The sequence below is a fragment of the Bradyrhizobium sp. AZCC 2230 genome (assembly GCF_036924495.1).
GTDB lineage: Bacteria > Pseudomonadota > Alphaproteobacteria > Rhizobiales > Xanthobacteraceae > Bradyrhizobium > Bradyrhizobium rifense.
The window spans coordinates 8,126,161-8,151,277 of the sequence record NZ_JAZHRS010000001.1 but is presented as its reverse complement, the minus strand read 5'-3'; the positions used below and the strand labels follow the sequence as shown (position 1 = coordinate 8,151,277).

23 protein-coding genes are annotated in these 25,117 nt (G+C 64.9%); 7 read left to right on the top strand and 16 right to left on the bottom strand.

Translation table 11 applies throughout. The features are described 5' to 3' along the window. Positions 1-36 precede the first annotated feature (36 nt). Complete coding sequence (locus V1280_RS38820; RefSeq protein WP_334535874.1) at positions 37-822, bottom strand: tetratricopeptide repeat protein; 786 nt, start codon at positions 820-822, stop codon at positions 37-39. A 299-nt stretch (positions 823-1,121) separates the two neighbouring features. Here V1280_RS38820 and V1280_RS38815 point away from each other — a divergent pair, with 299 nt between their 5' ends. Then, positions 1,122-1,946, top strand: a complete 825-nt coding sequence (locus V1280_RS38815; RefSeq protein WP_334535873.1) for an outer membrane protein — start codon at positions 1,122-1,124, stop codon at positions 1,944-1,946. A 651-nt stretch (positions 1,947-2,597) separates the two neighbouring features. Here the strand turns inward: V1280_RS38815 and V1280_RS38810 are convergent. The 5 genes from V1280_RS38810 to V1280_RS38790 are packed head-to-tail and all read right to left on the bottom strand — an operon-like array spanning position 2,598 to position 6,195. After that, complete coding sequence (locus V1280_RS38810; RefSeq protein ID WP_334535872.1) at positions 2,598-3,368, bottom strand: sulfite exporter TauE/SafE family protein; 771 nt, start codon at positions 3,366-3,368, stop codon at positions 2,598-2,600. Further along, positions 3,365-4,621, bottom strand: coding sequence for a CCA tRNA nucleotidyltransferase (locus tag V1280_RS38805; RefSeq protein WP_334535871.1), 1,257 nt, complete (start codon positions 4,619-4,621; stop codon positions 3,365-3,367). Before V1280_RS38805 ends, V1280_RS38810 begins: the two co-directional genes overlap by 4 nt. Before the next feature lie 22 nt (positions 4,622-4,643). After that, positions 4,644-4,910 carry a DUF6111 family protein gene (locus V1280_RS38800; RefSeq protein ID WP_334535870.1) on the bottom strand — a complete coding sequence of 89 codons (267 nt, stop codon included), beginning with the start codon at positions 4,908-4,910 and terminating at the stop codon, positions 4,644-4,646. Next, entirely contained in the window at positions 4,907-5,587 is a 681-nt protein-coding gene (locus V1280_RS38795; RefSeq protein WP_334535869.1) for a CoA pyrophosphatase, read from the bottom strand. Before V1280_RS38795 ends, V1280_RS38800 begins: the two co-directional genes overlap by 4 nt. Next, positions 5,584-6,195, bottom strand: coding sequence for a DUF1285 domain-containing protein (locus tag V1280_RS38790; protein WP_148771812.1), 612 nt, complete (start codon positions 6,193-6,195; stop codon positions 5,584-5,586). Before V1280_RS38790 ends, V1280_RS38795 begins: the two co-directional genes overlap by 4 nt. A gap of 289 nt (positions 6,196-6,484) precedes the next feature. Here V1280_RS38790 and V1280_RS38785 point away from each other — a divergent pair, with 289 nt between their 5' ends. From V1280_RS38785 to V1280_RS38760, 6 genes are all read left to right on the top strand, one after another. After that, positions 6,485-7,483, top strand: a complete 999-nt coding sequence (locus V1280_RS38785) for an AAA family ATPase (protein ID WP_334535868.1) — start codon at positions 6,485-6,487, stop codon at positions 7,481-7,483. Beyond that, complete coding sequence (locus V1280_RS38780; RefSeq protein WP_334535867.1) at positions 7,483-8,427, top strand: DUF58 domain-containing protein; 945 nt, start codon at positions 7,483-7,485, stop codon at positions 8,425-8,427. Before V1280_RS38785 ends, V1280_RS38780 begins: the two co-directional genes overlap by 1 nt. Continuing rightward, positions 8,424-11,237, top strand: a complete 2,814-nt coding sequence (locus tag V1280_RS38775; RefSeq protein ID WP_334535866.1) for a DUF4159 domain-containing protein — start codon at positions 8,424-8,426, stop codon at positions 11,235-11,237. The genes V1280_RS38780 and V1280_RS38775 overlap by 4 nt, the downstream gene beginning before the upstream one ends. A 7-nt stretch (positions 11,238-11,244) precedes the next feature. Continuing rightward, positions 11,245-13,308, top strand: a complete 2,064-nt coding sequence (locus V1280_RS38770; protein WP_334535865.1) for a hypothetical protein — start codon at positions 11,245-11,247, stop codon at positions 13,306-13,308. 139 nt (positions 13,309-13,447) lie between these two features. Beyond that, positions 13,448-13,846, top strand: coding sequence for a DUF2946 domain-containing protein (locus V1280_RS38765; protein ID WP_334535864.1), 399 nt, complete (start codon positions 13,448-13,450; stop codon positions 13,844-13,846). 142 nt (positions 13,847-13,988) lie between these two features. Beyond that, entirely contained in the window at positions 13,989-16,256 is a 2,268-nt protein-coding gene (locus V1280_RS38760) for a TonB-dependent receptor (protein WP_334535863.1), read from the top strand. Positions 16,257-16,511: 255 nt separating this feature from the next. On the opposite strand, the gene V1280_RS38755 is transcribed toward V1280_RS38760, so the two are convergent. The 10 genes from V1280_RS38755 to V1280_RS38710 form a co-directional block, all read right to left on the bottom strand. Next, positions 16,512-16,895, bottom strand: a complete 384-nt coding sequence (locus V1280_RS38755; RefSeq protein ID WP_334535862.1) for a RidA family protein — start codon at positions 16,893-16,895, stop codon at positions 16,512-16,514. A 23-nt stretch (positions 16,896-16,918) separates the two neighbouring features. Next, positions 16,919-17,419: an amidohydrolase family protein gene (locus tag V1280_RS38750; RefSeq protein ID WP_334535861.1), complete on the bottom strand. Its 501-nt coding sequence runs from the start codon at positions 17,417-17,419 to the stop codon at positions 16,919-16,921. Continuing rightward, the gene (locus V1280_RS38745) at positions 17,313-18,527 is read right to left on the bottom strand and encodes an amidohydrolase family protein (RefSeq protein ID WP_334535860.1); all 1,215 of its coding nucleotides are present in this window, start codon (positions 18,525-18,527) and stop codon (positions 17,313-17,315) included. The genes V1280_RS38750 and V1280_RS38745 overlap by 107 nt, the downstream gene beginning before the upstream one ends. A gap of 10 nt (positions 18,528-18,537) precedes the next feature. Continuing rightward, positions 18,538-19,818: an MFS transporter gene (locus V1280_RS38740; RefSeq protein ID WP_334535859.1), complete on the bottom strand. Its 1,281-nt coding sequence runs from the start codon at positions 19,816-19,818 to the stop codon at positions 18,538-18,540. Positions 19,819-20,092: 274 nt separating this feature from the next. Further along, the gene (locus V1280_RS38735) at positions 20,093-20,863 is read right to left on the bottom strand and encodes an IclR family transcriptional regulator (protein ID WP_334535858.1); all 771 of its coding nucleotides are present in this window, start codon (positions 20,861-20,863) and stop codon (positions 20,093-20,095) included. Between the two features lie 86 nt (positions 20,864-20,949). After that, positions 20,950-21,702, bottom strand: coding sequence for a haloacid dehalogenase type II (locus V1280_RS38730; RefSeq protein ID WP_334535857.1), 753 nt, complete (start codon positions 21,700-21,702; stop codon positions 20,950-20,952). 173 nt (positions 21,703-21,875) lie between these two features. Then, complete coding sequence (locus V1280_RS38725) at positions 21,876-22,343, bottom strand: hypothetical protein (RefSeq protein ID WP_334535856.1); 468 nt, start codon at positions 22,341-22,343, stop codon at positions 21,876-21,878. Positions 22,344-22,399: 56 nt separating this feature from the next. Beyond that, the gene (locus V1280_RS38720) at positions 22,400-22,915 is read right to left on the bottom strand and encodes a GNAT family N-acetyltransferase (RefSeq protein ID WP_334535855.1); all 516 of its coding nucleotides are present in this window, start codon (positions 22,913-22,915) and stop codon (positions 22,400-22,402) included. A 115-nt stretch (positions 22,916-23,030) separates the two neighbouring features. Further along, a complete protein-coding gene (locus V1280_RS38715; protein ID WP_334535854.1) occupies positions 23,031-23,966 on the bottom strand; it encodes a glycosyltransferase family 2 protein in 936 nt (311 codons plus the stop codon). Then, entirely contained in the window at positions 23,963-25,114 is a 1,152-nt protein-coding gene (locus tag V1280_RS38710) for a hypothetical protein (RefSeq protein ID WP_334535853.1), read from the bottom strand. Before V1280_RS38710 ends, V1280_RS38715 begins: the two co-directional genes overlap by 4 nt. Between the last annotated feature and the right edge of the window lie 3 nt (positions 25,115-25,117).

Sequence of the window (25,117 nt, the reverse complement as noted above, 5' to 3'; positions counted from 1 at the left end):
TTGGCAACTTGGCCAGGTCAGTGCACGGACCGGCTATCAGCGCCGCCCCGTCATCGCGCTCAATTCCGCCTTGACGCGCGCCATCGACTTCGGGCCATCCGGGTCGGACGGAACGAGTTGCGCGTACGCTTCGAAGTCGGACAAGGCCTCTTGCAGACTGCAGTTCTTCTCCCGCGCCACGCCGCGGTTGTAATAGGATTTGGCAAATTTCGGATTGAGCCGGATCGCTTCGTCGTAATCCGCGATGGCACTGTCGAGATCGCCCTTGGCCAGGAAACCGTCGCCGCGGTTGTCGTAGGCCTCGACATATTTCGGATCGAGGCGGAGCGCAGAATCGTAATCGCCGATGGCGCGTTCGCGGTCGCCCTTGGCGATCCAGGCGTTGCCGCGATTGCTGTAGGCTTCGACGTAGTTCGGATCCAGGCGAATGGCCTCATTGTAGTCGGCGATGGCGCGATCGGCCGCCCCCTTCTCCGACCAGGTGACGCCGCGGTTGTTGTAGGCCCTGGCGTGGCCAGGATCGAGCCGGATGGTCTCGCTGTAATCGGCGGCGGCGCGATCGAATTCGCCCTTGGCCTGCCGGGCGTTGCCGCGGTTGAAGTAGGCAGCGACGCGCCTGGGGTCGACCCGGATCGCCTCGCTGTAGTCGGCGAGGGCGTTGTCGAGCTCGCGCCTGTTTTTATGTTCAACGCCGCGGTTCAGGTAGATCTTCGCAAGCTCCTCGTCTGTGAATTCGCCCGACGCGATGGCGCGGGAGCATGCCGCGATGGCAGCGTCGCCGGATTGCCTGGCGCAGCTGTCCACGTCGTCTGCGGCAGCCACCGTGGGGCCTCCCGCGAGGGCCAGCACGGTCAGCCAAGGAAACAACCGGCATAGTGTGGAGCGCATCGGCATCACATGTGGCTTCCGCAATCGACGGGAGGAGCCGGGATAGCCGTTTGCCATTCCCCTGGGCGCTGATCCCGCCTCCTTGGTCGGCGGCGCAGCTCGACTGGTTCGTTAACCATGGCCGAGTGGAACTTCGATTTTCCATCAGTATTTCACAGGGTGTTGCCTGAAGTGCACAGGTATCGTCGCCTGCTTGTGATTAGATAAGCGCACGGGCTGACGGGAGATGGTCTGTGCGAGCGTGGATTTCTGCTGCTATCGCCACGATTGTGGTCACTGGATCGGTCAACGCGGCCGATCTTGCACCCGTCTACAAGGCGGCGCCTGCGGTAGCGGTACCGGTCGCCTACAGCTGGACAGGGTTCTACCTGGGCGGCAATTTTGGCGTCATCTGGAACGACAGACGGGCGGACCCGGTGTCATTTACGACCACCGGCGTTGACTTTTCCGGGCGCCAGGCCGTCGGCCAATTCCCGAGCTTCGATGTCCGTGATACCGCTTTTACCGGCGGAGCTCAGGCTGGATACAATTTCCAGTTCGGGTCAAATTGGGTCGCGGGTATTGAAGCCGACATCAACTACAGTGGTCTGAAGAAGACCGACACGCGCGTGTTCCCGGTGACCCCTTTCATCGGCGGCGGCTTCATCGATGCCAATACCGAATCCGCGACCCAGAAGCTGGGCTGGCTTGGGACCGTACGCGGTCGCCTCGGGTTTACGACCCTGAACAACAGGTTGCTTGCGTTTGCGACCGCTGGCCTCGCCTATGGCCAGGTCGATGACAGCATCTATACCATTGGCGTGCCGAACGGCGCGGGCCCATTTCTGATCAGCGCCAGCTCGTCGGCGGTTCGCGTCGGGTGGACGGCGGGCGGCGGCCTGGAGTACGCGTTTGCCAGCAATTGGAGAGCCAAGGTCGAATACCTCTATTACGATCTTGGCAGGCAAAACCTCACCCTGGATTACGCGCCGCTTCCGGGCGATGCGAACAACACGATCACGTACAGATTTCACAACAACGGCAATCTGGTGCGCGTCGGCCTGAACTACAACTTCTAGAGATGAACGGGACATCGTCGCCGCTGCTCGCCGAACGTGACGCCGGCGTCTGACAGGCGTCCTTGATGCACCCTAAGCCGAATCCTTGTTTGCACGTTCTGGATGGCAAAGGCTGCAATTGACGCGACAGCCTTGAGCAATCATGCCCGCTCGGCGAAGCTGCTCGGTTTTCCGAAGGGCCTCTGGATAGCTGGGAAACTCCTCCCAGAAATAAGTGCTGCCGCGGCCAACGCGGATACTTCCCTGCTGCATTCCCTGGCCGTTCCGGCACGCTCCGCAGTCCTGGTGGTGGATACGGACACGCTTAAGCATCGTGTCCCAAAATACCCAGAACATTGGTTGTCCTCCCAGGCCTCACGCTGGAATCTTGTTCGGGCAGATCCTTTGACACCATGACCGGTCGCCCATTCCCACTGCCAATTGCCAGCAAAAATCGGCCCCAACTCGGGCTGGCCGAGCTGAGGCCAATTTGCTGGGCTGACGGGCTTACACCAGACCAGGTACCTCAGAATGCGCTACAGGCGGCACTCCCTGCCATTGGCCATCCGGTCTACCTCGGAATCTTCCGAAAGTTCCGAATCGCGCACCGGCTTTTGCTTGCGCTGCGATATTGACCATCGGTGCCTCAACCCCGCCTGACGCCAGGGCCATCTACCCGATCAGCTGCCTCGCCGCAGCCGAGATCATCACCAGCCCGCCGGTGATCACCGCAACATCGAGAATCGCCGTGTGGATCTGCACCGGCATCCGCTCGACGAAGGCTTTTGCGAGGAACGCGCCGGGGATGGCGATGCCGCCGATCAGCAGCGCGAAGGCGAGCACCTGTGCGGTGACGGCGCCGGCGAGGCCGAACACCGAGATCTTGATCAGACCAGTGCCGAGCGAGACCATCGCATCGGTCGCGATCACGGCGGCGCCTTCGAGGCCCGCGGCCATCAAGAGCGAGAGCAGGATCACGCCCGAGCCCGACGTGCCGCCGACCAGGACGCCGTAGCCGACGGATCCCGCGGCGAGGCCGGTGTCGCCGATCTTGACCTCGCGGCTCCGCAGCACGCGGCGCAGCGGTACGCTCAGGATCAGCATGGTGCCGATCACCAGCGCCGCGCCGGCATTGGTGAGGCGGGTGTAGCCGTAGGCACCGAGCGCGGTGGTCAACGCCGCGCAGGCGAGCACGATCAGCGCACGGCGGCGATCGGCATAGCGGAGATAGGCAATCGCACGGCTGGAATTGGTGAAGAGCGCGGAGATCGCGATGATCGGCACCACCGGCTCGGCACCGACCAGCGGCACCAGCACCAGCGGCATCAACGCGCCGGTGCCATAGCCGGCGAGACCACCGATGATCGAAGCAAACAACGCCATCAACGCGACCAGCAGCAGCTGAAAAATCGAGATGTCGGCGAAGCCTGAGACGATGGTCACGTTCTCTCATCGCGGCTGATGCGTGCCGCAGCTTGATCGGCGATGGCAGCGAGTGCGGCTTCCTCTAGTGGAAAATCCGCCGCAAGCCAAGCGTCCTCGGCGAGTGTCAACACATGTCCGAGCGCGGGTCCTTCCGCCATTCCGCGCGCAATGAAGTCGGCGGCCTTCAGCGGGAATTTCGGCGCGGTCCAGCGTTGCGGCAGCTCTGCGAGCTCGCGCCAGCGCGACGAGGTCACGTCGCCGCCGTTGCGCGCCCAGGCCAGCAACACACGATCGTGATAGCGCTCGGGACCAAGACGATACAGCAGACGCCGCGCTTTGGCTTCGTCCTTGGTGGCGAAGCGCCACCAGCGATGCCCCATGGAATCCAGCGCCTTGGCCTCGGCATTGGAGAGCCTCAAACGGGTCGCGACGCGCTTGGCGTCTTCGGTCACGGCCACTGTCATCGTGGCGAGGCGGCGCGTGCTGCTTGCCGGCAGATCGAGCGCACGCTCGATCGCGATCATCGCCGTCAGCGGACCGGTATAGGCGACGCCGCCGATCAGCGTTTGCAGCAAGCCGGCATCGGCCATCGCAAGCACGGCAGCGGATGCGCCGCCCGCCACCAGCAATTTCAGCATCTCCATGCGCACGCGCTCGGCGGACAGGGTCGCAAGACCGGCACGGCCGCGGATGCAGGCGAGATAGCCGTCGCGGTCGGGCTCGCCGGCACCGAAGGCGGCATGGATGCGGAAGAAGCGCAGGATGCGCAAGTAATCTTCGGCGATGCGTTGGTCAGGCTCGCCGATGAAGCGCACGCGGCGCGCCCTGGCATCCGCGATGCCGCCGACATAATCGTAGACGACACCCGCCGCGTCGACCGACAAGCCGTTCATCGTAAAATCGCGCCGCTCGGCGTCCTTCACCCAGTCGCGGCCGAAGGCGACCTTGGCCTTGCGGCCAAAGGTTTCGGTGTCCTCGCGCAGCGTCGTGACTTCGTAAGCCACGCTGTCGATGACGAGCGTGACGGTGCCGTGGTCGATGCCGGTCGGCACGCTCTTGATGCCGGCAGCTTTCGCGCGCCGCACCACCTCCTCCGGTTTCGCCGTGGTCGCGATATCCGTGTCGCCCGGCGGCAGGCCGAGCAGCGCGTTGCGGACGGTGCCGCCGACCACGCGCGCTTCCTCGCCATTGGCGTTAAGCAGTTGCAGGACGCGCGCCGTCCCGCCTGAGGTCAGCCAGGGCGCACCAGCAAGTATCGGCTCCGCGCTCATCGTCCGGCCCTTATCTTTCCATTCAGCTTTTTTCCCTGCCCGGCACGAGCTTGCCGTCCTCGATATGGGCGGGAACGTAGGTCGAGTTCGGCGCGGCGCCGGAGAAATGCGCCAGCCCAATCAGTCCGGCGATGACGAGCACGAGCGCTGCCAGCACCAGGCGCGCGACGACGGTGATCGGCCAGGACGATTGCACGAACAGGCCCGACCGCGTGGCGGCCAGGAACAACGCATAGACGGCAAAGGGGATGAGAAAAATTCCGATCTCGGTCAGGACCGGCCGGATCATGACGAATAGATCCGCTCATACAGCACACGCAGCATTCCGGCCGTCGCACCCCAGATGTAGCGCTCCGCAAACGGCATCGCATAGTAAAACCGCTCCATGCCGCGGAATTCCTTGCTGTGCACCTGGTGGTTCGCCGGATTCATCAGGAAGGATAGCGGCACTTCGAATGCGTCATCAACCTCGGAATGGTTGATGGTGAGCTGAAAGCCCGGCCGCACCCGGGCCACCGTCGGCAGGATGCGGAAGCCGAACGCGGTGCCATAGAGATCGAGATAGCCGATCGGCTCGACGAAATCGCGCGACAGCCCGACCTCCTCCTCCGCTTCGCGCAGCGCGGCGTCGAGCGGCGAGGAATCGGTCGCGTCGATCTTGCCGCCGGGAAAGGCGATCTGTCCGGCGTGATCGTTGAGGTTCGCCGAACGCTGCGTCAGCAGGATGGTCGGCTCGGGATGGTCGACCACCGCGATCAGCACCGCTGCGGGGCGCACCGGCTGCTCGCGCGCGACGATCTCGAGCATCTTGTCGGTGCCGGGATCGCCGGAGGCGGGTACGATATTCGGATCAAACAGCCCGGGCGGAACGTCGAAGCCGAGCCTCGCTCTGGAGCGGGCGAAGAAATCCGCCGAACGGAAAGCGACCGGCTCGCTCTTCTCGCTTTTGGAGATAGGCTTGTTCAAAGCGCGGCCCTCACCTGCTCCGCGTCGGCCATGGCGAAGAACTCGCCGGCCGACTCGACGCCGAACATCGGCTGGCCATCGACCATCCGCTCCTCGCCCATGTCAACAAGATCGTAATAGAGCGCGCGGGTGACCTTGGCCCAGAGATCGGCGCGGACATGCAGATAGGGCGTCAATCCGCCGTCCCTGGCCTGCTCGAAACGGAGCCGATGCGCGGCGTCGCAGGTGACCCAGTCGTCGACATTGGTGCGGAAGCTCAGCACGCGATGGTTGTCCTCGCCGTCCTTGAGCATCTCGACCGCCATGAACGGAGCGTCGTCGACGCGGATGCCAACCTTCTCCACCGGCGTCACGAGGAAATGCTTGTCGCCCTCGCGCTTGAGGATGGTCGAGAACAGGCGGACCAGCGCGTGACGCCCGATTGGCGTGCCCATGTAGAACCAAGTACCATCGGAAGCGATTCGGATGTCGAGATCGCCGCAAAACGGCGGATTCCACAGATGCACCGGAGGCAGTCCCTTTTTGGCGCCTTCGGTATTGGCAGCACTTTTGGCGGCGGCAGTTAGCCCCTCAAGACCACGATCGGCGCTCTGCCCTTGGTTCGCCATGGTTTGCCCTGACTTTGTCATTTCGCACGGATGTCGTTTGGCACGATTGGTGCAGGTCTGGTTTGTAAGTCTACGTTGTAAATCGGTGCGCGGTTCCACCCCGGATTAATCCGGTGTGGAGGTCGCCACTTCGTGATGCCCTACATAACCCTAAGCCGATAAGGTGGGGATAGGTTAATTCAACGAATACATGGCCTTCCTGCAAGTCTAGCATAGGGCCCATGATGCAGCGTGATGAGATCATTTGACGACGCAAGATAGCCGCGTGGCAGGCTTAAGGAGCTAACGGATGGCGGAAAGTGTCGAGAAACTCGAAGACGGCATCGTCCGTTCGGCCGAGCAGGTGTCGAGCCAGGTGCGCGCGGCGAAGGACGCGATCGCATCGGTGATCTTCGGCCAGGATCGTGTGATCGAGAACACGCTGGTCACCATCCTCTCCGGCGGCCACGCGCTGCTGATCGGTGTGCCCGGCCTCGCCAAGACCAAGCTGGTCGAGACGCTCGGCGTCACGCTCGGTCTCGACGCCAAGCGCATCCAGTTCACGCCCGATCTGATGCCGTCGGACATTCTCGGCGCCGAAGTGCTCGACGAGAGCACCGCGGGTAAACGCTCGTTCCGCTTCATCTCCGGTCCCGTCTTTGCGCAGCTCTTGATGGCCGACGAGATCAACCGCGCCAGCCCGCGCACGCAATCGGCGCTGCTGCAGGCGATGCAGGAGCAGCACATCACCGTCGCCGGTGCGCGCCACGATTTGCCAAAGCCGTTCCACGTGCTCGCAACGCAAAACCCGCTGGAGCAGGAAGGCACCTATCCGCTCCCCGAAGCGCAGCTCGACCGCTTCCTGATGGAGATTGACGTCGACTATCCCGATCGCGACGCCGAGCGGCGCATCCTGTTCGAGACCACCGGCGCCGAGGAGACGCTGGCAAAGGCATCATTGACGGCGGATGCGGTGATCACGGCGCAGCGGCTGGTGCGCCGCCTGCCGGTCGGCGATTCCGTGGTTGAAGCCATCCTCTCGCTGGTGCGCTCGGCCCGTCCGGGCCCGGACAGCGGCGAGGCCGGCAAGTTCATTGCCTGGGGTCCCGGCCCGCGCGCCAGCCAGTCGCTGATGCTCGCGGTGCGCGCCCGCGCGCTGATCGACGGGCGTCTCGCGCCTTCGGTCGACGACGTGCTCGACCTCGCCGAGCCGATCCTAAAGCACCGCATGGCGCTGACGTTCCAGGCGCGCGCCGAGGGGCGTACGATTCCGGACGTGATCCGGCAATTGAAGACACGGATCGGTTGATGGCCGCAGAGACCGGGCACACAGCGAAGGAGACAGTAGCGATCCGACGTGCCGATGGCGAAAGCCGTACGCTCGCCGCTTCGCTACCGCGCCTGGTGCTCGAGGCCCGCCGCATCGCCGCCAACGTCATCCACGGCCTGCATGGCCGGCGCCGCGCCGGTTCCGGCGAAAATTTCTGGCAATACCGCCGCTTCGTATCGGGCGAGCCCTCGCAGAATGTCGACTGGCGCCGCTCGGCGCGTGACGACCATCTCTATGTCCGCGAGCTCGAATGGGAAGCCTCGCACACGGTGTGGATCTGGCCCGATCGTTCGCCGTCGATGGCCTTCGCCTCCAAGACCGCGCGTGAATCCAAATTGGAGCGCACGCTGATCGTTGCCTTCGCGCTGGCCGAGCTGCTGGTCGCGGGCGGCGAGCGCGTCGGCATTCCCGGATTGATGGCACCGACCGCAAGCAGCAGCGTCATCGACAAGATGGCCCAGGCGATGCTGCATGACGATGCCGACCGGCTGAGCCTGCCGCCATCCTTCGTCCCTGCCGCGCTCGCCGAGACGATCGTGCTGTCGGATTTTTGGTCGCCGATATCAGAGATCAGGACCACGCTCGCAGGGCTCTCCGGCTCCGGCGCGCATGGCACGCTGGTGCAGATCGTCGATCCCGCCGAGGAATCGTTTCCCTATTCCGGCCGCGTCGAGTTCGTCGAGCCGGAAGGCTTCGGCGTGATCACCGCCGGCCGCGCCGAGAGCTGGGCGGAGGATTACACCGCGCGGCTCGCGCTGCACCGCGACCAGATCCGCGCCGAGACCAACAAGCTCGACTGGCTGTTCACGACGCATTCGACCGACCGCTCGGCGGCTGAACTCCTGCTGTTCCTCCATGCCGGCATGCAGGTGAGCAAGTCGGGCGCCCGCACCACCTCGATCAAGGCGGGGCCGGCCGCATGATGGGATTGCCGCTCGCCTTCACCGAACCGTTGCTCCTGATCGGCCTCATCAGCCTGCCGGTGCTGTGGTGGCTGTTGCGCGTGATGCCGCCGCGGCCGCGCCGCATCGAATTTCCGCCGACCCGCCTGCTGTTCGACATTGCGCCACGGGAAGAGACGCCGTCGCGGACGCCGTGGTGGCTGACCGCGCTGCGACTCCTGGCAGCGGCGCTCGTCATTTTCGCCGCCGCCGGCCCGATCTGGAATCCGCAAACGGGATTGGCCGCCAGCAAGGCGCCGCTGATGATCATGCTCGACGACGGCTGGAGCGCCGCCTCGAACTGGGACATCAGGATCAGGGCCGCCGACGAGCTGATCGCCAATGCCGACAACGACCGCCGCGCGATCGCGCTGGTGCCGCTGTCCGAGCCGAACCGCGACATCACGCTGATGCCGGCGGGCGCAGCGCGCGTTGCGCTGCGGCAGATCGTGCCAAAGCCCTATTCGATCGAGCGCGTTGAAACCCTCACCGCCATCGATCGCTTCCTGAAAGCGACCGGCGACTGCGAGATCGCCTGGCTGTCCGACGGCGTCGACACCGGCCGCGGCGAAGAATTCGTGCAAGGGCTCGGCAAGACCTTAGGGGATCGCAGCTTGACGCTGTTCGAGGGCGGCACCTCGTCGCCGCTGGCGCTGGTTGCGGCGGAAAACGCGGCAGCGAAGATGACGGTGAAGGTGCTGCGCACCGACGGCGGCATTGCCGCCGGCACCGTGCGGGCGCTGGATCAGAAGGCCTCGCCGATCGGCGAGGCGCGCTTCACGTTCGGGCTGCAGGACAAGGAGACCGAGGCGGCGTTCGACCTGCCGGTCGAGCTGCGCAACGACATCTCGCGGCTCGAGATTTCCGGCGAGCGTTCGGCCGGCGCGGTGCAGCTGCTCGACAAGCGCTGGCGACGGCGCGCCATCGGCATCGTCTCGGGTGCAAGCAGCGAGACCGCTCAGCCATTGCTGGCGCCGACCTTTTATCTGACGCGCGCGCTGGCGCCGTTTGCCGACGTGCGGCTGGCCGACAAGGGCTCGCCGCAGCAGGGCATCACGCAGTTTTTGGACCAGAAGCTGCCGATGATCATCCTCGCCGATGTCGGCACGGTTGCGCCCGAACTGCGCGAGCGTCTCAACGCCTGGATCGACCAGGGCGGCGTGCTGGTGCGGTTCGCCGGCCCCCGGCTGGCGCAAGCCGAAGACGACCTCGTTCCGGTCAAGCTGCGCAAGGGCGGCCGCACGCTCGGCGGCAGCCTGACCTGGGAGAAGCCGCAGCATCTCGCCACCTTCGCCGCCGACGGTCCGTTTGCGGGCGTCGTCGTGCCCAAGGACGTCACCGTGAGCCGGCAGGTGCTGGCCGAGCCCGATGCGGTGCTCGCCACCAAGAGCTGGGCTTCGCTCGAAGACGGCACGCCACTGGTGACCGGCGAGCATCGCGGCAAGGGGCTGGTCAGCCTGTTCCATGTCAGCGCCGACATGCGCTGGTCGGATCTGCCGATGTCGGGCACCTTCGTCGAAATGCTGAGGCGTGTCGTCGACATGTCCGGCTACACCGCCAAGCCCGGCCCCGGCGTTGCCACAGAGGCGACCGCCGAGACGCTGGCGCCGCTGCATCTGCTCGACGGCTTCGGCGCGTTCGGGCCGCCGCCCGCCACCGCCAAGCCGCTGACGGCTGATTATCGCGACCGCGCCACGCCGGACCATCCGCCCGGCTTCTACGGTCCGGCAGAAGGACCGCTCGCCGTGAACACGCTCGCCAACGCCGACCGCATCGCAGCCCTCAACACCGCAGGCCTCCGCGCCCGGCACGCCACCTACACCAATGCCGAGCCGCGCGACTTGCGCGGCTGGCTGCTGTCGACTGCGCTCGCGCTGTTTCTGGTCGACGCGATCATCGTGGCGCTGCTCGGCGGTGGTCTCGCCGCGCTGGTGCGCCGTCGCGCTGCGCCCGCCATGATCCTGCTTGGCTTCGTGCTCGCAGGCGTCGCGGTGCTGTCGCCGACGCCGTCGCGCGCCGACAGCGTGTCGGACGAGTTCGCGATGAAGTCGACCTCGCAGACCCGCCTCGCCTATGTCGTCACCGGCAATGCCGACGTCGATTCCATCGTCAAGGCCGGCCTGTCCGGCCTGACGCTGTTCCTGGCGCAGCGCACCGCGCTCGAGGCCGGCGATCCCGTCGGCGTCGATCCCGCGCGCGACGAGCTCGCCTTCTTCCCGCTGATCTACTGGCCGATCGTGCCGGGCGCGCCAAAACCGCCGCAGGACGCCATCAACAAGATCGACGCCTATATGAAGCAGGGCGGCACCGTGATCTTCGACACCCGCGATGCGGTCGAAGCGCTGCCCGGCGAGAACGGCGCATCGCAGACGCCGGGCATGCAGGCCTTGCGCGAGATCCTGTCCTCGCTCGACGTGCCCGAGCTCGAGCCGGTGCCGCGCGAGCACGTGCTGACCAAGACCTTCTATCTCTTGCGCGACTTCCCCGGCCGCTTCAATTCGGGCCAGACCTGGGTCGAGGCGCTGCCGCGCGAGGACGACGACGAGACCGCGCAGAAGCCCGCGCGCGGCGGCGACGGCGTCTCGCCGATCATCATCACCTCCAACGACCTCGCAGGCGCCTGGGCACTCCGTCCCGATGGCCAGCCGATGCTGCCGCTGACGCCGGGCGAGCCGCGCCAGCGCGAATTCGCCTACCGCGCCGGCGTCAATATCGTGATGTACACGCTGACCGGCAATTACAAGGCCGACCAGGTGCACGCACCGGCCCTGATCGAACGTCTCGGGCAATAGGATCAATATGAACTACGGCATCGCTTTTACGCCGCTTGTCCCTGCGATCGTGCTCTGGATCGCGCTCGCTGCGATCGTGGTCATCGCGATCGTGCTGATGCTTGCGCGGGCGCGCGGCGCGGCGGTGCGCGTGGCTGCGTTGGCGCTGTTTCTGCTGGCGCTCGCCAATCCCTCCTTCACGCGCGAAGACCGCGATCCCCTCACCTCGGTCGCCGCGGTCGTCGTCGACAAGAGCCCGAGCCAGAATTTCGGCAAGCGCAACCAGGAAGCCGCGAAGGCACAGGAGGCGCTGGTCGACAGCCTGAAGAAGATCAAGGGACTTGAAGTGCGCGTCGTCGAGGCCGGACAGGCCGACGGCGAGACCGACGGCACAAAATTGTTCGGCGCACTGGCCTCCGCGCTGTCGGACGTTCCGGTCGACCGCGTCGCCGGCGCGTTCCTGATCACGGACGGCCGCGTTCACGATATCCCGGCCAACGCGGCCGCGCTCGGCTTCCAGGCGCCGGTGCAGGCCCTGGTCACCGGGCAGAAGGACGAGCGCGATCGCCGCATCGCGATCACCGCGGCGCCGCGCTTCGGCATCGTCGGCCAGAACCAGACCATCACCTACAAGCTCGACGACCAGGGCGTCACCGGCGAGCGCGCCAAGGTCACGGTCCGCCGCGACGGCGAGGTCATCAACGAGCGCACGCTTGCGAGCGGCCAGAGCGCCAGCGTCGACGTCGAGATCAAGCATGCCGGCCCGAACATCGTCGAGATCGAGGCCTCGCCGCTCGAGAGAGAATTGACTCCGGTGAACAATCGCGCCGTCGTTGCCATCGACGGCGTGCGCGACAAGCTGCGCGTGCTTTTGGTCTCCGGCGAGCCGCATTCCGGCGAACGCACCTGGCGCAATTTGTTGAAGTCCGACGCCAGCGTCGACCTCGTGCATTTCACCATTCTGCGTCCGCCGGAGAAGCAGGACGGCACGCCGATCAACGAATTGTCGCTGATCGCGTTTCCGACCCGCGAGCTGTTCCAGCAGCACATCAATGAATTCCAGCTGATCATCTTCGATCGCTACGCCCGCCAGGGCGTGCTGCCGATCGCCTATTTCGACAACATCGCGCGCTACGTGCGCGCCGGCGGTGCGGTGCTGGTGTCGGCCGGCCCCGACTATGCCTCGAACACCAGCATCTGGCGCACTCCGCTCGACACCGTGCTGCCGGCAGAACCCGTCGGCGTCACCGAGAAGCCGTTCTATGCGCATCTCTCCGACATCGGCAAACGCCATCCCGTGACGCGCGGGCTGGAGGGCTCGGCGTTCGAGCCGCCACATTGGAGCCGCTTCTTCCGCACCGTCGAGACCCGCAATTCGGTCAACCCGCCGGTGATGACAGGCGCGGACGGCAAGCCGCTGCTGTTCCTGTCGCGCTTCGGCGAAGGCCGCGTCGCGCTGCTGCTGTCCGACCACATCTGGCTGTGGGCGCGCGGTTATGAGGGCGGCGGTCCGCATCTCGATCTGCTCAGGCGGATGTCGCACTGGCTGATGAAGCAGCCCGACCTCGATGAAGAAGCGCTGCGCCTCCAGGTGCAGGGCAAGGATCTCATCGTGGTGCGCCAGACCATGGCTGACAGCGTGCAGCCGGTGAGCGTGACCTCGCCCTCCGGCGTCTCGCGTGATCTGACGCTCAGCCCCGGCGACCCCGGCGAATGGCGCGCCAGCCTTCCCGCCAGCGAGCTCGGCCTGTGGGCTGCCACCGACGGCACGCTGAAGGCGCTGATCAATGTCGGCCCGACCAATCCGAAGGAGTTTTCGGAAGTCACCTCCACCACCGAGACATTGAGGCCGCTGACGCAGGCGACCGGCGGCAGCGCGGTGCGGATCGCGGATGGCGGGAGCGTCGAGCTGCCGCGCATCGTCCCGGTGCGCTCGACCAGCACCTTTGCCGGCGACGGCTGGATGGGCGTGCGGATGCGCGACGCCAGCGTCGTCAAGGGCGTCGGCGTGCTGCCGATCTTCGCCGGCCTGATCGGCCTGTTGCTGCTGCTCGGCGCGTTTGCTGCGACCTGGGTCCGCGAGGGGCGTTAGTTGCCCGAACGACACATTGAGCAACGGTCCGCTTGGGCCGTTGCGGCGGCGGTTGACATCCATTCATCCTTCGGGCGATGTTACAATATAACATCGCGACGCCCGGTCGGCGCCTCGCGATGCGGGGTGGCGTTTTCAGATGAAGTGGTTCCGGTCGAATATCAGGCACGGCGCCCGGCTCGCGTTGTTCGCGATGCTGGTGCAGTTCGCGCTGACCTTCGGTCACAGCCACTGGTTCGCGCAGGCTGCGCCGCTCGCGCAAGGCCAACTGGCCGATAGCGCCAGGAGCATTGCTTCGCGCGACCGCGCAGCGGTCCAGAAGCAGTCCCCGACAAAACCGGATCGCGAGCAGCCGGGCGACGACAATTGCGCGATCTGCGCACTGGTCGCGATGGCCGGCACGGTCACGTTCGCGACGCCGCCTTTGCTGTTGCTGCCGCAGGCGGTCGAGCTGCTCTACCGCACCACCGACACCGAATTCAGCCATCTGGAATCGGCAAGACACGCGTTCCAGCCGCGCGCGCCTCCTGCCTCCTGATCCCCATCGATTGAGCTGCCTCTGGAATCGGCCGCGCGCCGATCCCGCAAGGCTATCGAAATTGATCCGTCGCGTGTCGACGGCGCGTCCCGCATGCAAGAGTTCTGAAGAGAGCTGCGGTGCGCGATCGGAAATCAGGACAATGGTGTCTTCAAAAGCAATATTGGCGGGCTCGAGCCTCGCCGCACTCACGCTGTTTTATCCCGGCGGCAGCGCCATGGCGCAGACGACGGCGCCCGTCACGACGCTTCCCAGCGTCGAAGTCGATGCGCCCAAGCGCACGCAGGCGCCGCGCCGCCCCAAGGTACGCGCCGCCGTCGACAGGCGACGTTCAACGTCGCAGGCGCGGCCGCAGACCGAGGCGCCGGCCGCCGTCGAGGGCCAGAGCGATCGGCTCGACGCCGCGCGCCAAAGCGTTCTGCCGCCTGGTGGCGCCACGGCCCACACGCTCACGCACCAGGCGATCGAGGCGCTGCCGCAGGGCACCAATGCCTCGCTCGACAAGGTGCTGCTGCAATTCCCCGGCGTTACGCAGGATTCGGCGGCGAGCGGCGAGCTGCATGTCCGCAACGAGCACGCCAATCTGCAATATCGCATCAACGGCGTCATGCTTCCCGACGGTGTCGGCGCGTTCGGGCAGATCCTCGACACCGGGATCGTCGGCAGCCTGAGCCTGCTCACCGGCGCCCTGCCGGCGCAGTACGGCCAGCGCACCGCCGGCGTGCTCGACATCCAGACCAAGGCCGACGCCTTCAACAATTCCGGAATCGTCGGCGTCTATGGCGGCAGCAACGGCACCATCTCGACCAATGTGGAATATGGCGGGACCGTCGGACAGACGCAGTATTTCCTGTCGGGCCGCTTCCTTCAGAACAATCTCGGCATCGAGAACCCGACCCCGTCGGTCAACGCGATCCATGACCGCACCAACCAGGAAAAGGGATTTCTCTATCTCTCGACGATGATCGATCCGAACAGCCGTCTCACCTTCATGAGCGGCGTGTCGAATGCGACGTTCCAGATTCCGAACAATCCCGGGCAGACGCCTGCCAACACCGCGTTCGGCGTCTCGGATTTCGACTCGTCTAGGCTGAACGAGCACCAGAACGAGTTCAACCAGTTCAACGTCGTCTCCTACCAGACCTCGAATGGCGAGTTCGACACGCAGACCTCCTACTTCAACCGCTACAGCCAGCTGCATTTCTATCCCGACCCGGTCGGCGATCTCGTCTTCAACGGCGTCTCCTCGGACGTCTATCGCCAGAGCGTGGTCAACGGCATCCAGCAGGATACCGCCTGGCGCATCGGCTATGCGCACACGCTGCGCTTCGGCCTGTCGGTGAGCGCGGAGCGGACGCTGGTCAATAACGGGACGACGGTGCTGCCGCTGGCCGATCCCACCGACCCGACCGCGGGCACGATCGACGCGCCGTTCTCGGTATTCGATTCCAGCGCCAAGACCGGCTGGCTGATCGGGACCTATGTCCAGGACGAGTGGAAGATCACCAACAATCTGACCCTGAACGCCGGCCTGCGCTTCGACCAGATGTACCAATATGTCGATGCGAACCAGCTCAGCCCGCGCGCCAGCCTGACCTGGAAGCCGTTCGAGGGCACCACGTTCCACGCCGGCTATGCGCGCACCTTCACCCCGCCCTCACAGGTGATCGCAGCACCCGTCAATCTCGCGCTGGTGACCCCACCCGGTGCACCGGCCAACACGCAGACGCCCGAGGTCGGGCTGAACAGCCCGGTGTTGCCGGAGCGCGCGCACGTGTTCGACGTCGGCGTGACCCAGAAGATCTACCCGATCCCAGGTCTCGAGGTCGGCGCCGACGCCTATTACAAGAAGGCGCGCGACCTGCTCGACGACGGCCAGTTCGGCGCGGCCTATGTGCTGAGCGGCTTCAATTACGATCGCGCCGAGAATGTCGGCGTCGAGCTGAAGTCGACCTACAAGAACGGAAATTTCAGTGCTTACGCCAATCTCGCCTGGGCCAAGCAGATCGCTACCAATGTCGTCTCGAACCAGTATCTGTTCGGCGCGGACGAGCTCGCCTACATCTCGGGCCATTACATCTACACCGACCACGCCCAGATGCTGTCAGGGTCGGCCGGCGCCTCCTATCTCTGGGAGGGAACGCGCTTCAGCGTGTCGATGATCTACGGCAGCGGCCTGCGCTCGGGCTTTGCCAACACCGATCACCTGCCCGGTTACACGCAGGTCAATTTCGGCCTGTCGCACGACTTCAACATCGTCGCGCCCAACAAGCCGACGACGGTGCGCTTCGACGTGGTCAATGCGTTCGACACGATCTACCAGATCCGCGACGGCTCCGGCATCGGCGTGTTCGCCCCGCAATACGGACCGCGGCGCGGCTTCTATGTCGGCATGTCGCAGCGGTTCTAGACGAGATTAGGCTAGTTCGACTTGCTCGGGAGCGACCTCTCCCCAGCGGGGAGAGGTCGGATTGCTTTGGCGCGCAATTGCGCGCCTGAGCAATCCGGGTGAGGGGGCGCAGCGATCGGTGAGACTGTAACCCCTCACCCGGATCGCATTTTCAATGCGATCCGACCTCTCCCTTCGGGAGAGGTGAACGCCTGGCCCGCATCGATTCAACCAAAACTCATGCCGCTCTAACCCTGCGAAGCAGCAGGAGATCGCTCACTTGCGATAGGCGACGCAGTCGATTTCCACCTTGCAGTCCACCACCATGCTTGAGACCACGCAGGCCCGCGCCGGCGGATTGGCGCCGAAATATTCGGCGAAGACCTTGTTGAAGCTTTGAAAGTCTCTGGGATCGTCGAGCCAGACGCCGCAACGCACGACGTCCTTGGGCTCGTAGCCGGCTTCGGCAAGAATGGCGAGCAGGTTGCGGATCGCCTTGTGCGATTGGGGGATGATGCCACCCTCGATCACCTCGCCGTTCTCCATCGGCGTCTGCCCCGACACGTAGAGCCAGCCATCGGCCGCGACCGCGCGGGCAAAAGGAAGGTGCTGGCCGCCGGTACCGGTGCCGCCGGCAACGCCGTATCGTTTCAGTGTCATGGGTCTCGTCCTGTATGTGGGGATTATGTCAGGGCCCGGCCGGGCCGCGCGAAGGTGCTGCGACCGTCTGTGACCACGGCCTCGCCTGCGACGAAGACCGAACGGATGCCTGCGGGCATTTCCGTCGGCGTCTCGAATGTCGCCTTGTCCATGATGGTCTCGTCGAACAGCGTGAGATCCGCAATCATGCCGGGCCTCAGGATGCCGCGGTCCGACAGGCCGAAGCGCTGGGCGGGCATCGCCGTCATGCGCCGCACGGCATCTTCCAGCGCCAGCCAGCCTTGCTCGCGCGTCAGGCGGCCGGCGACGCGCGGGAAACTGCCATAGGCGCGCGGATGCGGCTTGGTGCCCGGGCGCGGAATGCCGTCGGAGCCCACCATGTGCAGACGATGGGTGAAGGCCGCGCGCAAATCGGCCTCATCGAGCTGGAACATGATGATGCCGGTCTGACCCTGGTCCTCCTCGATGCAGCGAACCATGAGATCGAACGGCGAGATGCCGAGCTCGCGCGCGGCATCGACCATCGACTTGCCCTCGAGCGGCTTCAGCGCGGGATTGCCGGTGCCGGAGATGCGCACATTGTGCCAGCCGATCAGCACGATCTTGGACTGCGCGGCATGCGGATCGGGATCGCCCTCCTCCACCAGCACGCGCAGCGCCTCGCGCTGGACCGGATCGCGCAGCCGCGCGCGTAGCGCATCGATGCCGCCTTCGAGCGCCGCCGGAGGCAACAATTGCAGCATGTAGGAAGCCGGCCGGATACGGATACATGTCGAACGAGATATCGATCCCCTCCGCGCGCGCGGCCTCGAGCCGGTCGAGCGCCTTGGGGATCGCGCCCCAGTTCGGCTTTCCCGCCGACTGCAGATGCGACAGCAGCCCTGCCGCGCCGGAGGCGCGCAGGATTGCGATGAACTCGTCGATGGAATTGAGGAGGCCCGCTTCGTAGCTGCGGATATGTGCGGTGAGCAGCTTGCCGTGAGCCCGCACCGTCTCCGCCAGCGCGCACAGCTCGTTGGTGTCGGCAAAGGCGCTCGGCGGATAGACGAGGCCGAGCGACAGGCCGGCAGCGCCCTGGGCAAGTTGCTGCGCGAGCAGCGCCTGCATCGCCGCGATCTCTTCGCTACTCGCCGCGCGGCGGTCGTAACCGAGCACGGCGAGCCGGATCGCGGCATGTCCGACCAGCGAGACCAGGTTGAGCGCCACGCCCGGCCCTTCCAGGGCGAGCCGGTAGCCGTCGAAACTGTCGAAGACTTCGTCGGTTCGGGTTTCGCCGGCGAGACCCGAAAAGTGCAGGCGCAGCATCTCGGCGGAGCCTGCGGTCGCCGGATAGAGCGAGAAGCAGCAATTGCCGACCACGAGCGTGGTCACGCCCTGCAATACCTTTTCGGGCCTGTCAGGTTCGCGCAGGCAGATCAAATCGTCATGGCAATGGGCGTCGATGAAGCCCGGCGCGAGATAGCATCCGCGCGCGTCGATGATGTCGGCCTCCTCCGCCGGCAGCGAGACACCGATCGCTGCGATGCGGCTGCCGCTGATGCGCAGGTCGGCCTCGAACCACGGCGCGCCGGTGCCGTCGATCAGCCGGGCATTGCGGATGAGCGTGTCCTTGCTGTTGGAACTCTGGGGCATGCCCCTCTCCTCAGTGAACAGGCACGGCGCCTGGTGGGGACGCCTCTTCGAAATCGGAAATCGATTCGATCCGTCCCAGCACCACGACATAGAAGAAGATGCCGATCAGCAGCACGATTCCGGCGATCATGAAGGCACCGGCGAAGGATTGAGTCCAGTCGACGACTACCCCGGTCACGATCGGTGCGAGCACGCCCATCATGTTGTTAGTGAAATTCAGAATGCCGCCGACGGTTCCCGCCCCGCCCTTCGGCGCGATCAGTGACACGATCGAGGATCCCACGGGCGCCGCGGCTGACAATCCCGAGATCGCGATCGACAGCCACAACAGCGCCCAGCCCGGCTTCACGGTGAAGGCGGCGCCGATCACGGCAAGCCCCATCAGCATGCCGACGATGATCACCGACTGGCGCACCCGGGTGCTGTCGTAACCACGGGCGATCAGATGATCCACCAGGAACCCGCCGATCAGGAGGTCGGACAAGGTCGCGAAGATCCAGGGAATCGTCGAATAGCCCGCGGCCGACATCAGGTTCATATGCATGGTCTGCGCGAGATAGCCCGGCAACCAGGTGAGGAAGAGATAGAAGGTGTAGCCATAGGCCGAGAACCCGATGGTCAGTCCCCAGACCTTGCGGTTGCGCAAGAGGTAGCCGAGCATGCGGCTCTGCCCCGCCGTGGCCGGGCCTTCCGGCGTGCCACCGCCGGCAACGATGTAGTCATGCTCCGCCTTGGAGAGCTTCGGATCCTCGCTCGGATTTCGATAGATGATGTAATAGGCGACGAAATACAGAAAGCTCAGCAGCGCGGTGACGCCAAAACCCCAGCGCCAGCCGTAGAGAAAGATCACATAGGCGACCAACGGTACGCCGATCACGTTGGAGAATTTGGCGGCGGAATCGAAGATCGCAGTCGAACGCGCGCGTTCGTCGAGCGGAAACCAATGGCCGGTCGCCTTCTGGCTTGCCGGAAAGGCTGGTGCTTCCGCGACGCCGAGCAACAGGCGCGCGCCGGCGATGCCCCAAAGTCCGCTGGCAAGCGCCGTGATGGAGGCGGCGACCGCCCAGAGGAAGCTGGAGGCGCGGCCGACCATGGTGACGCCGAAGCGGTCGAGCACCATGCCGCCGGGAACTTGCAGCAGCGAATAGGTCCAGAAGAACGCGCTGCCGAGCAGGCCGATATCGGTGGCGGTGAGGCCGAGCTCCCTGGTGAGCTCGGGCGTCGCGGCGGAGAGTCCGACGCGATCGATGTAGTTGATGAGAATGCCGACGCCGAGGAGACAACCGATCATCCAGCGTCGCCCAGGTACCTGTTGGCCTGCATCCGCCATTTTAAATCCTCGCTTGGAAACGCAGGATCGCGTCTCCCGCCCCGACATGGGGTCCGGAAGAACCTCGCCGCGCCCGCTGTTGCATTGTCTCTTATAATGGACAATATTATCTTATAGCGTCACGTTAGATTTGACGGCGGCGTGATGTCAAGAGTGGACATGCGAGGCCGCCTCGCATCAACGCGCGACGGCGCGATGCGGCTGCATCGGCCGTCATACTGCCGGTCGACTAAATTCAGTGGCGGTCGGAGAGTTCGGTTGCAGTGGCGACGAGGTCGTCGAGCAGCGCGGTCCTGCGCTCCTTCACCGAATCCGCGGGAACGACGAAGCAAAGCGTCGCGACCGCGACACCCTTCTTGTCCCGGATGGGGGCCGCAAGACACGACGTAAACCGATCGGACAGCGCCGTCGTCACGCATTTGCCGTCACGTCTGGCGCGTGCGACGTCCTTGACGAAATCGTCGATATCGAGGACGCGGCCGTCCGGAAGGCGAAAATCCTCTTTCGGAACGAACGCACGAATGTCTGCCGGGCTCATATGATCCAGCAGCAACCGGCCGGACGCAGTCCACGGCAGCGGCACCTCGATGCCAACATCCGTCGTGATCCGGAACAGGCCCGACCCGTCCCGCGTATCGACCACCACGTATTTGCGGCCACGCAGCGCGCAGAGTTGCGCGGTGGCGCTGTGCTGGGTCGCCAGCCGGTCGAGGGCTTCGCGGCAGCGGCGATGCAGGGGATTGGCCTCCGCATAGGCCCGCCCGTAGAGATGCACCGCCTTGCCGAAATAGACCTGACCGCCCTCGCCGACGCTCTCCAGCAGGTCCGCCTCGATCAGGCGGTTGGCGATGGCATAGACGGTCGATCGCGGCGCGCCCATTTGCTTGGCGAGGTCGCTGAGCTTGGAGGGCTCGCGCAAATGCAGCAGCGCCTCCAGGAGATCGATGGTCCGATCAATCCCGTTCTGGCGTTCCGCGGGCGAGGCGCCCTTTTTGGATGCGGCCAAACTTCACAAATCCTTCGTCAGCTGCGCTGCCTGCGGTTTTTGGCATAAACCGCGCCGATGGTACAGCGTGCAGCTGGTCGCGGGCGCTAGCTCGACAGAAAGTGCACCAGGTCAATCATGCCAAGCCCCTCGCCGTCCGGACTGGCGTCGAGCTGTTCGCGCGGCTGCTTCTGCCGATTGACCCAGAAGGTGGGATAGCCGAACAGCTTCGCGCCGGACGCGTCCCAGCCGGCGAAGGCCGCAAAGAGAACCTCTTCGCGCTTCAGTCCAAAAGCATCGAGGCCCATCTGATAGGCCCGCGGGTCGGGCTTGTAGGCCCGAACCGCATCCGTGCACAGCCGAAATTCGAAGATGCCTTCGAGCCCTGCCGCGCGAATATTGGCGTCGAGCATCGCGGGCGAGAAATTGCTCAGGAGTGCGAGCCGCAAGCCGTTGTCCTTCAGCATGGACAAGGCGGGCACTGCGTCGGGCCAGACCATCATTTTGAGATAGCTCTCGACCAGCATACTTCTCTTGACGCCGGTCAGCTCGATATCGAGCGACTTGCAGGCGAACATCAGGGCGTCATCGATGACACCGAGAAAGTCGCGATAATGTCCGCTCATGGTGCGGAGCCATGTGTACTCGAACTGCTTCGTTCGCCAGACGTTTGACAGCTCGGCACCACTTCCGGGAAACAGGTTCTCGGCGAGCGAGAAGATGGGACGCGGATCGAAAATCGGAAAGCCGTCGAACGCGATCGCCTTGATTGGCGCGCGAACGCCCTGGGAGGCCGTTGCAATCCCGGACGCGACCGTCAACGACGTGATGGCGAGAAGTTGGCGACGACTGAAGGGCATCTGTGCGTTCTCATGCAGTGGACGATCTGAATTCGAGCGCGACGTGTCCGGCGTCGGCCAGACACGTCGCGTCGATCATGATTGTCCATCCGCCCGAAATATTCCCGACTGCATCGGATGAGAACCGCGCCGCGCGCGCACAAGGGCTCACACTTTGGTGCAGCACCGGCAGATCAGGAGCCCTGCATATAGCGAACGGGGTTTTCAGGATCCGCGCTGAAGATGCCGGCAACCTCCGCGAAGAGGGTCGATACGGCCTCGTGCTTGAGGTCGTCGAACCGCTCGAAACTGAAATTGTTGCCGCACATGCGCAATTCGCCGAGTTTTCCAGCATACCGGGATACGACCGGCGCGCCTTGCCTGGTCACCGCGACGTACACGCTGATGTAGTTCTTCTGGAGCGCAACACCGATCACCGGCCACTCCGTACTTTTCCCTGATTTGACGGCGTAGCGAAACTTTCCATAGCCGATCAGCTTCATGCGCATTCCCGCCTCTCCCGCGGGCGTTCCTCGATGGAAATAGCGCTTGAGGGCTGGCGCGGCCGAGACGACCAGCTTGTGCAATTCCGTCAGATCGCGCTTTCGCGCCGGATCGAAATCGAGGTAGGCCTGCAATGTGTCGGCTGTCACCCGGAACATGTGAGCCTCGACTGGTGCCTGCTGTGCCGGCGGCACCGACCAGAACCGATCCTACGCTACCCGTTCGCCTTGCTCCAGTCGGGAGCGACCGTGCCCGAGACGCCTTCGAAGGCGCCGTCGACGAGCTCGAACACCAGGACGCGAGCGGCATCGACCGGGCCCGGCATGGTGACGCGTCCCTTGGGGACGAGCTTGAAACCGACGCGGCTGTAATAGGGCTCGTCGCCGACCAGCAGCACGATCGCGTGGCCTTTGTCCCTGGCATCCTGCAGCGCTCGCTCCATCAGCATGCGGCCGATGCCGCGGCTGCGAAACGGCGGCTCGACGGTCAGCGGCCCCAGCAGCAGCGCCGGCGTCTCGCCGATCATGACCGGCAATTGCCTGACGGAGCCGACCAGCAGCGTGCCGATGCGGGCGGTGAAGGAGACGTCGAGCAGATGGTCGACATGCTCGCGGATGCGGTAGGCGCTGAGCACGAAGCGGCCGGGGCCGAAGGTGCGCTCGTGCAGCCGCTCGATCGCCTGGGCGTCGCCGGGGGCTTCGGGGCTGATGGTGATTGAGAGATCGTTCATGTTGCGATAGCGTTTTCGAGCGAAGTGGATTCCGGTTCGCGTTCAGAAAACGCGTCAATACAGGAGTCGGAATAGCATCTGCATATCGGGAGGTCTATGGGCGCTGCGCCCGACGTCAGGTCCTTTTCGGCGCCGGCTGGGACAGATAGGCCAGCATCTTTATCTCCCGCCGTCCCCGCGTCACGGTGTCGAGCACGAGGCCCGACGAGACCGACAGCAGCGCCACGATCGTCAATCCCATCGACAGCACTGCGGTCGGCAGGCGGGGCACGAGGCCGGTTTCGATGAACGTGACGACGATCGGAATCGCCAGGATGATCGCAGCCAGCGCCAGCAGGATCCCGATGACCGTGAAGAAGCGCAGCGGCCGCTCCGACCGGTAGAGCTTCAGGATGGTGCCGAGAATGCGAAAGCCATCGCGCCAGGTGTTGAGCTTCGAGAACGAGCCTTCCGGGCGCGCGTAATAGGGCGTCTCGACCTCGGCGACCGGCAGCGACAGCTCCAGCGCGTAGACCGCGAGCTCGGTCTCGATCTCGAAGCCATCGGACAGCACGGGGAACGATTTGACGAAGCGCCGCGAGAATACGCGGTAGCCGGACAGGATATCCTTGAACTCCTGCCCAAAGGTCGAGGACAGGAAGCCGGTCAGCATGCGGTTGCCGGTGCGATGGCCGAGACGGTAGGCGGCCTGCGACTGGTCGATGCGAAAGCCCACCACCATGTCGAGATGTTCGTCGAGCAGCTTGTCGATCATGCGCGGGGCGCTCGGCGCATCGTAGGTGGCGTCGCCGTCGACCAGCACGTAGATGTCGGCCTCGACATCGGCGAACATGCGACGCACGACGTGGCCCTTGCCCTGCCGCCGCTCGCTGCGCACGATCGCGCCGGCCTCATGCGCGACGGCAGCGGTGCGGTCGCGCGAATTGTTGTCGTAGACATAGATCTCCGCCGCGGGCAGCGCCTTGCGGAAGTCGGCGACGACGGTCGCGACCGCCGCCTCCTCATTGTAGCAGGGCACCAGCACGGCGATGCGGGGTTGAGCGGATGTCATCGCGGCAGCGCTCCCAGACTGGCCGGCTCGGACCGGACCGATGCAGCCTCGCGCATCTCGGCCGGCTGAAGCAACCGGGCAAACGACAGCGTCCACAACGACAGCATTGCAATCGGCACGACGTAGTACGGCGTGAAGATCGGATGGCTCAGGAAGAAGCCGAGATTGACGACGAGGTTGCCGGCAACGACGAAGGCCGCCTGCCGCACATGCCCCCCGCGCGACCACAGCAGCGAGAGCGTCGCGCCGATCGCAAGCAGGATCAGCACGATTTGCATGTCGCGCAGATACTGACCAAGTATGGCGAAGTCCAAACCTGGCGCAACCACGTCGGCGCTGCCATAGGTCGTCGCCAGCGCACTGCCGGCGTTGATGGCCTGGGCGGCCAGCGTCGGCGCCATGCCGACGAGCACACCGGCACCGAAGGCGAGGCCCTGCACGAATGTCGCAAGCGAGCGCGTCCACAGGAAGGGAATGCCGAGGAACAGGAAATAGCCGGTCGCGAGCAGGCCATTCGGCAGTCTGAAGTTGACGGATGCGCCGAGCAGGAGACCGATCAGTGCGATGAGCAGGACGCTACGCTTGGCCCTGACCAGCCACAGCGCCGTCAGGAAACCCGCAACCGCGCACAGCGCCATGGTCGGCGCAACCGAATAGCTCGCTTTCGCCGGATTGATCATGAGATAGACGGCAAGCGCGCCGAACACGCCGGCACCAGCGATCGACGGCAGCGTCCGCGCCATGGCAATGCCTGTGAGAGCGAGGCCGCACACGATCAGGCTCGCGGCAATGTAGAGCGGGACGACCTGATGTCCCTGCGGAAACAGCGCCAGCAGAAAGCCGGTGCCTGGTGGATATTGCAACACGACCTTGCCGTCCGGCATCGGATTGTGGCAGGGCCAGCGGATCGGATACTTCCAATTGGCGAAGGCGATTTCCTTCAACTTGCCTTCGAAATAGCGGTCGTCGTCCCTGATAGCGTTGGTGTCGAGTCCGTTGGCGCCGAAGCGCTGGAACAGATGCGCCTGCCGGAGATAGCAGATGTCGTCATAGACCCCGCGCGCCTCGCTCCAGCGCGACATTGTCACGATGTTGCTGACGAGGATTGCGAGGCAGATCACGCCAAAGGCGAGTTTTGCGGCTTTCATCAG

Coding starts and splice junctions, on each gene's coding strand:
- V1280_RS38785 (WP_334535868.1), top strand. CDS start 6,485: ATGGCGGAAAGTGTCGAGAAACTCGAAGACGGCATCGTCCGTTCGGCC.
- V1280_RS38760 (WP_334535863.1), top strand. CDS start 13,989: ATGGTGTCTTCAAAAGCAATATTGGCGGGCTCGAGCCTCGCCGCACTC.
- V1280_RS38715 (WP_334535854.1), bottom strand. CDS start 23,966: ATGACATCCGCTCAACCCCGCATCGCCGTGCTGGTGCCCTGCTACAAT.
- V1280_RS38805 (WP_334535871.1), bottom strand. CDS start 4,621: ATGAGCGCGGAGCCGATACTTGCTGGTGCGCCCTGGCTGACCTCAGGC.
- V1280_RS38730 (WP_334535857.1), bottom strand. CDS start 21,702: ATGCCCTTCAGTCGTCGCCAACTTCTCGCCATCACGTCGTTGACGGTC.
- V1280_RS38745 (WP_334535860.1), bottom strand. CDS start 18,527: ATGCCCCAGAGTTCCAACAGCAAGGACACGCTCATCCGCAATGCCCGG.
- V1280_RS38770 (WP_334535865.1), top strand. CDS start 11,245: ATGAACTACGGCATCGCTTTTACGCCGCTTGTCCCTGCGATCGTGCTC.
- V1280_RS38775 (WP_334535866.1), top strand. CDS start 8,424: ATGATGGGATTGCCGCTCGCCTTCACCGAACCGTTGCTCCTGATCGGC.
- V1280_RS38800 (WP_334535870.1), bottom strand. CDS start 4,910: ATGATCCGGCCGGTCCTGACCGAGATCGGAATTTTTCTCATCCCCTTT.
- V1280_RS38710 (WP_334535853.1), bottom strand. CDS start 25,114: ATGAAAGCCGCAAAACTCGCCTTTGGCGTGATCTGCCTCGCAATCCTC.
- V1280_RS38755 (WP_334535862.1), bottom strand. CDS start 16,895: ATGACACTGAAACGATACGGCGTTGCCGGCGGCACCGGTACCGGCGGC.
- V1280_RS38790 (WP_148771812.1), bottom strand. CDS start 6,195: ATGGCGAACCAAGGGCAGAGCGCCGATCGTGGTCTTGAGGGGCTAACT.
- V1280_RS38725 (WP_334535856.1), bottom strand. CDS start 22,343: ATGTTCCGGGTGACAGCCGACACATTGCAGGCCTACCTCGATTTCGAT.
- V1280_RS38765 (WP_334535864.1), top strand. CDS start 13,448: ATGAAGTGGTTCCGGTCGAATATCAGGCACGGCGCCCGGCTCGCGTTG.
- V1280_RS38720 (WP_334535855.1), bottom strand. CDS start 22,915: ATGAACGATCTCTCAATCACCATCAGCCCCGAAGCCCCCGGCGACGCC.
- V1280_RS38740 (WP_334535859.1), bottom strand. CDS start 19,818: ATGATCGGTTGTCTCCTCGGCGTCGGCATTCTCATCAACTACATCGAT.
- V1280_RS38780 (WP_334535867.1), top strand. CDS start 7,483: ATGGCCGCAGAGACCGGGCACACAGCGAAGGAGACAGTAGCGATCCGA.
- V1280_RS38750 (WP_334535861.1), bottom strand. CDS start 17,419: ATGGTCGATGCCGCGCGCGAGCTCGGCATCTCGCCGTTCGATCTCATG.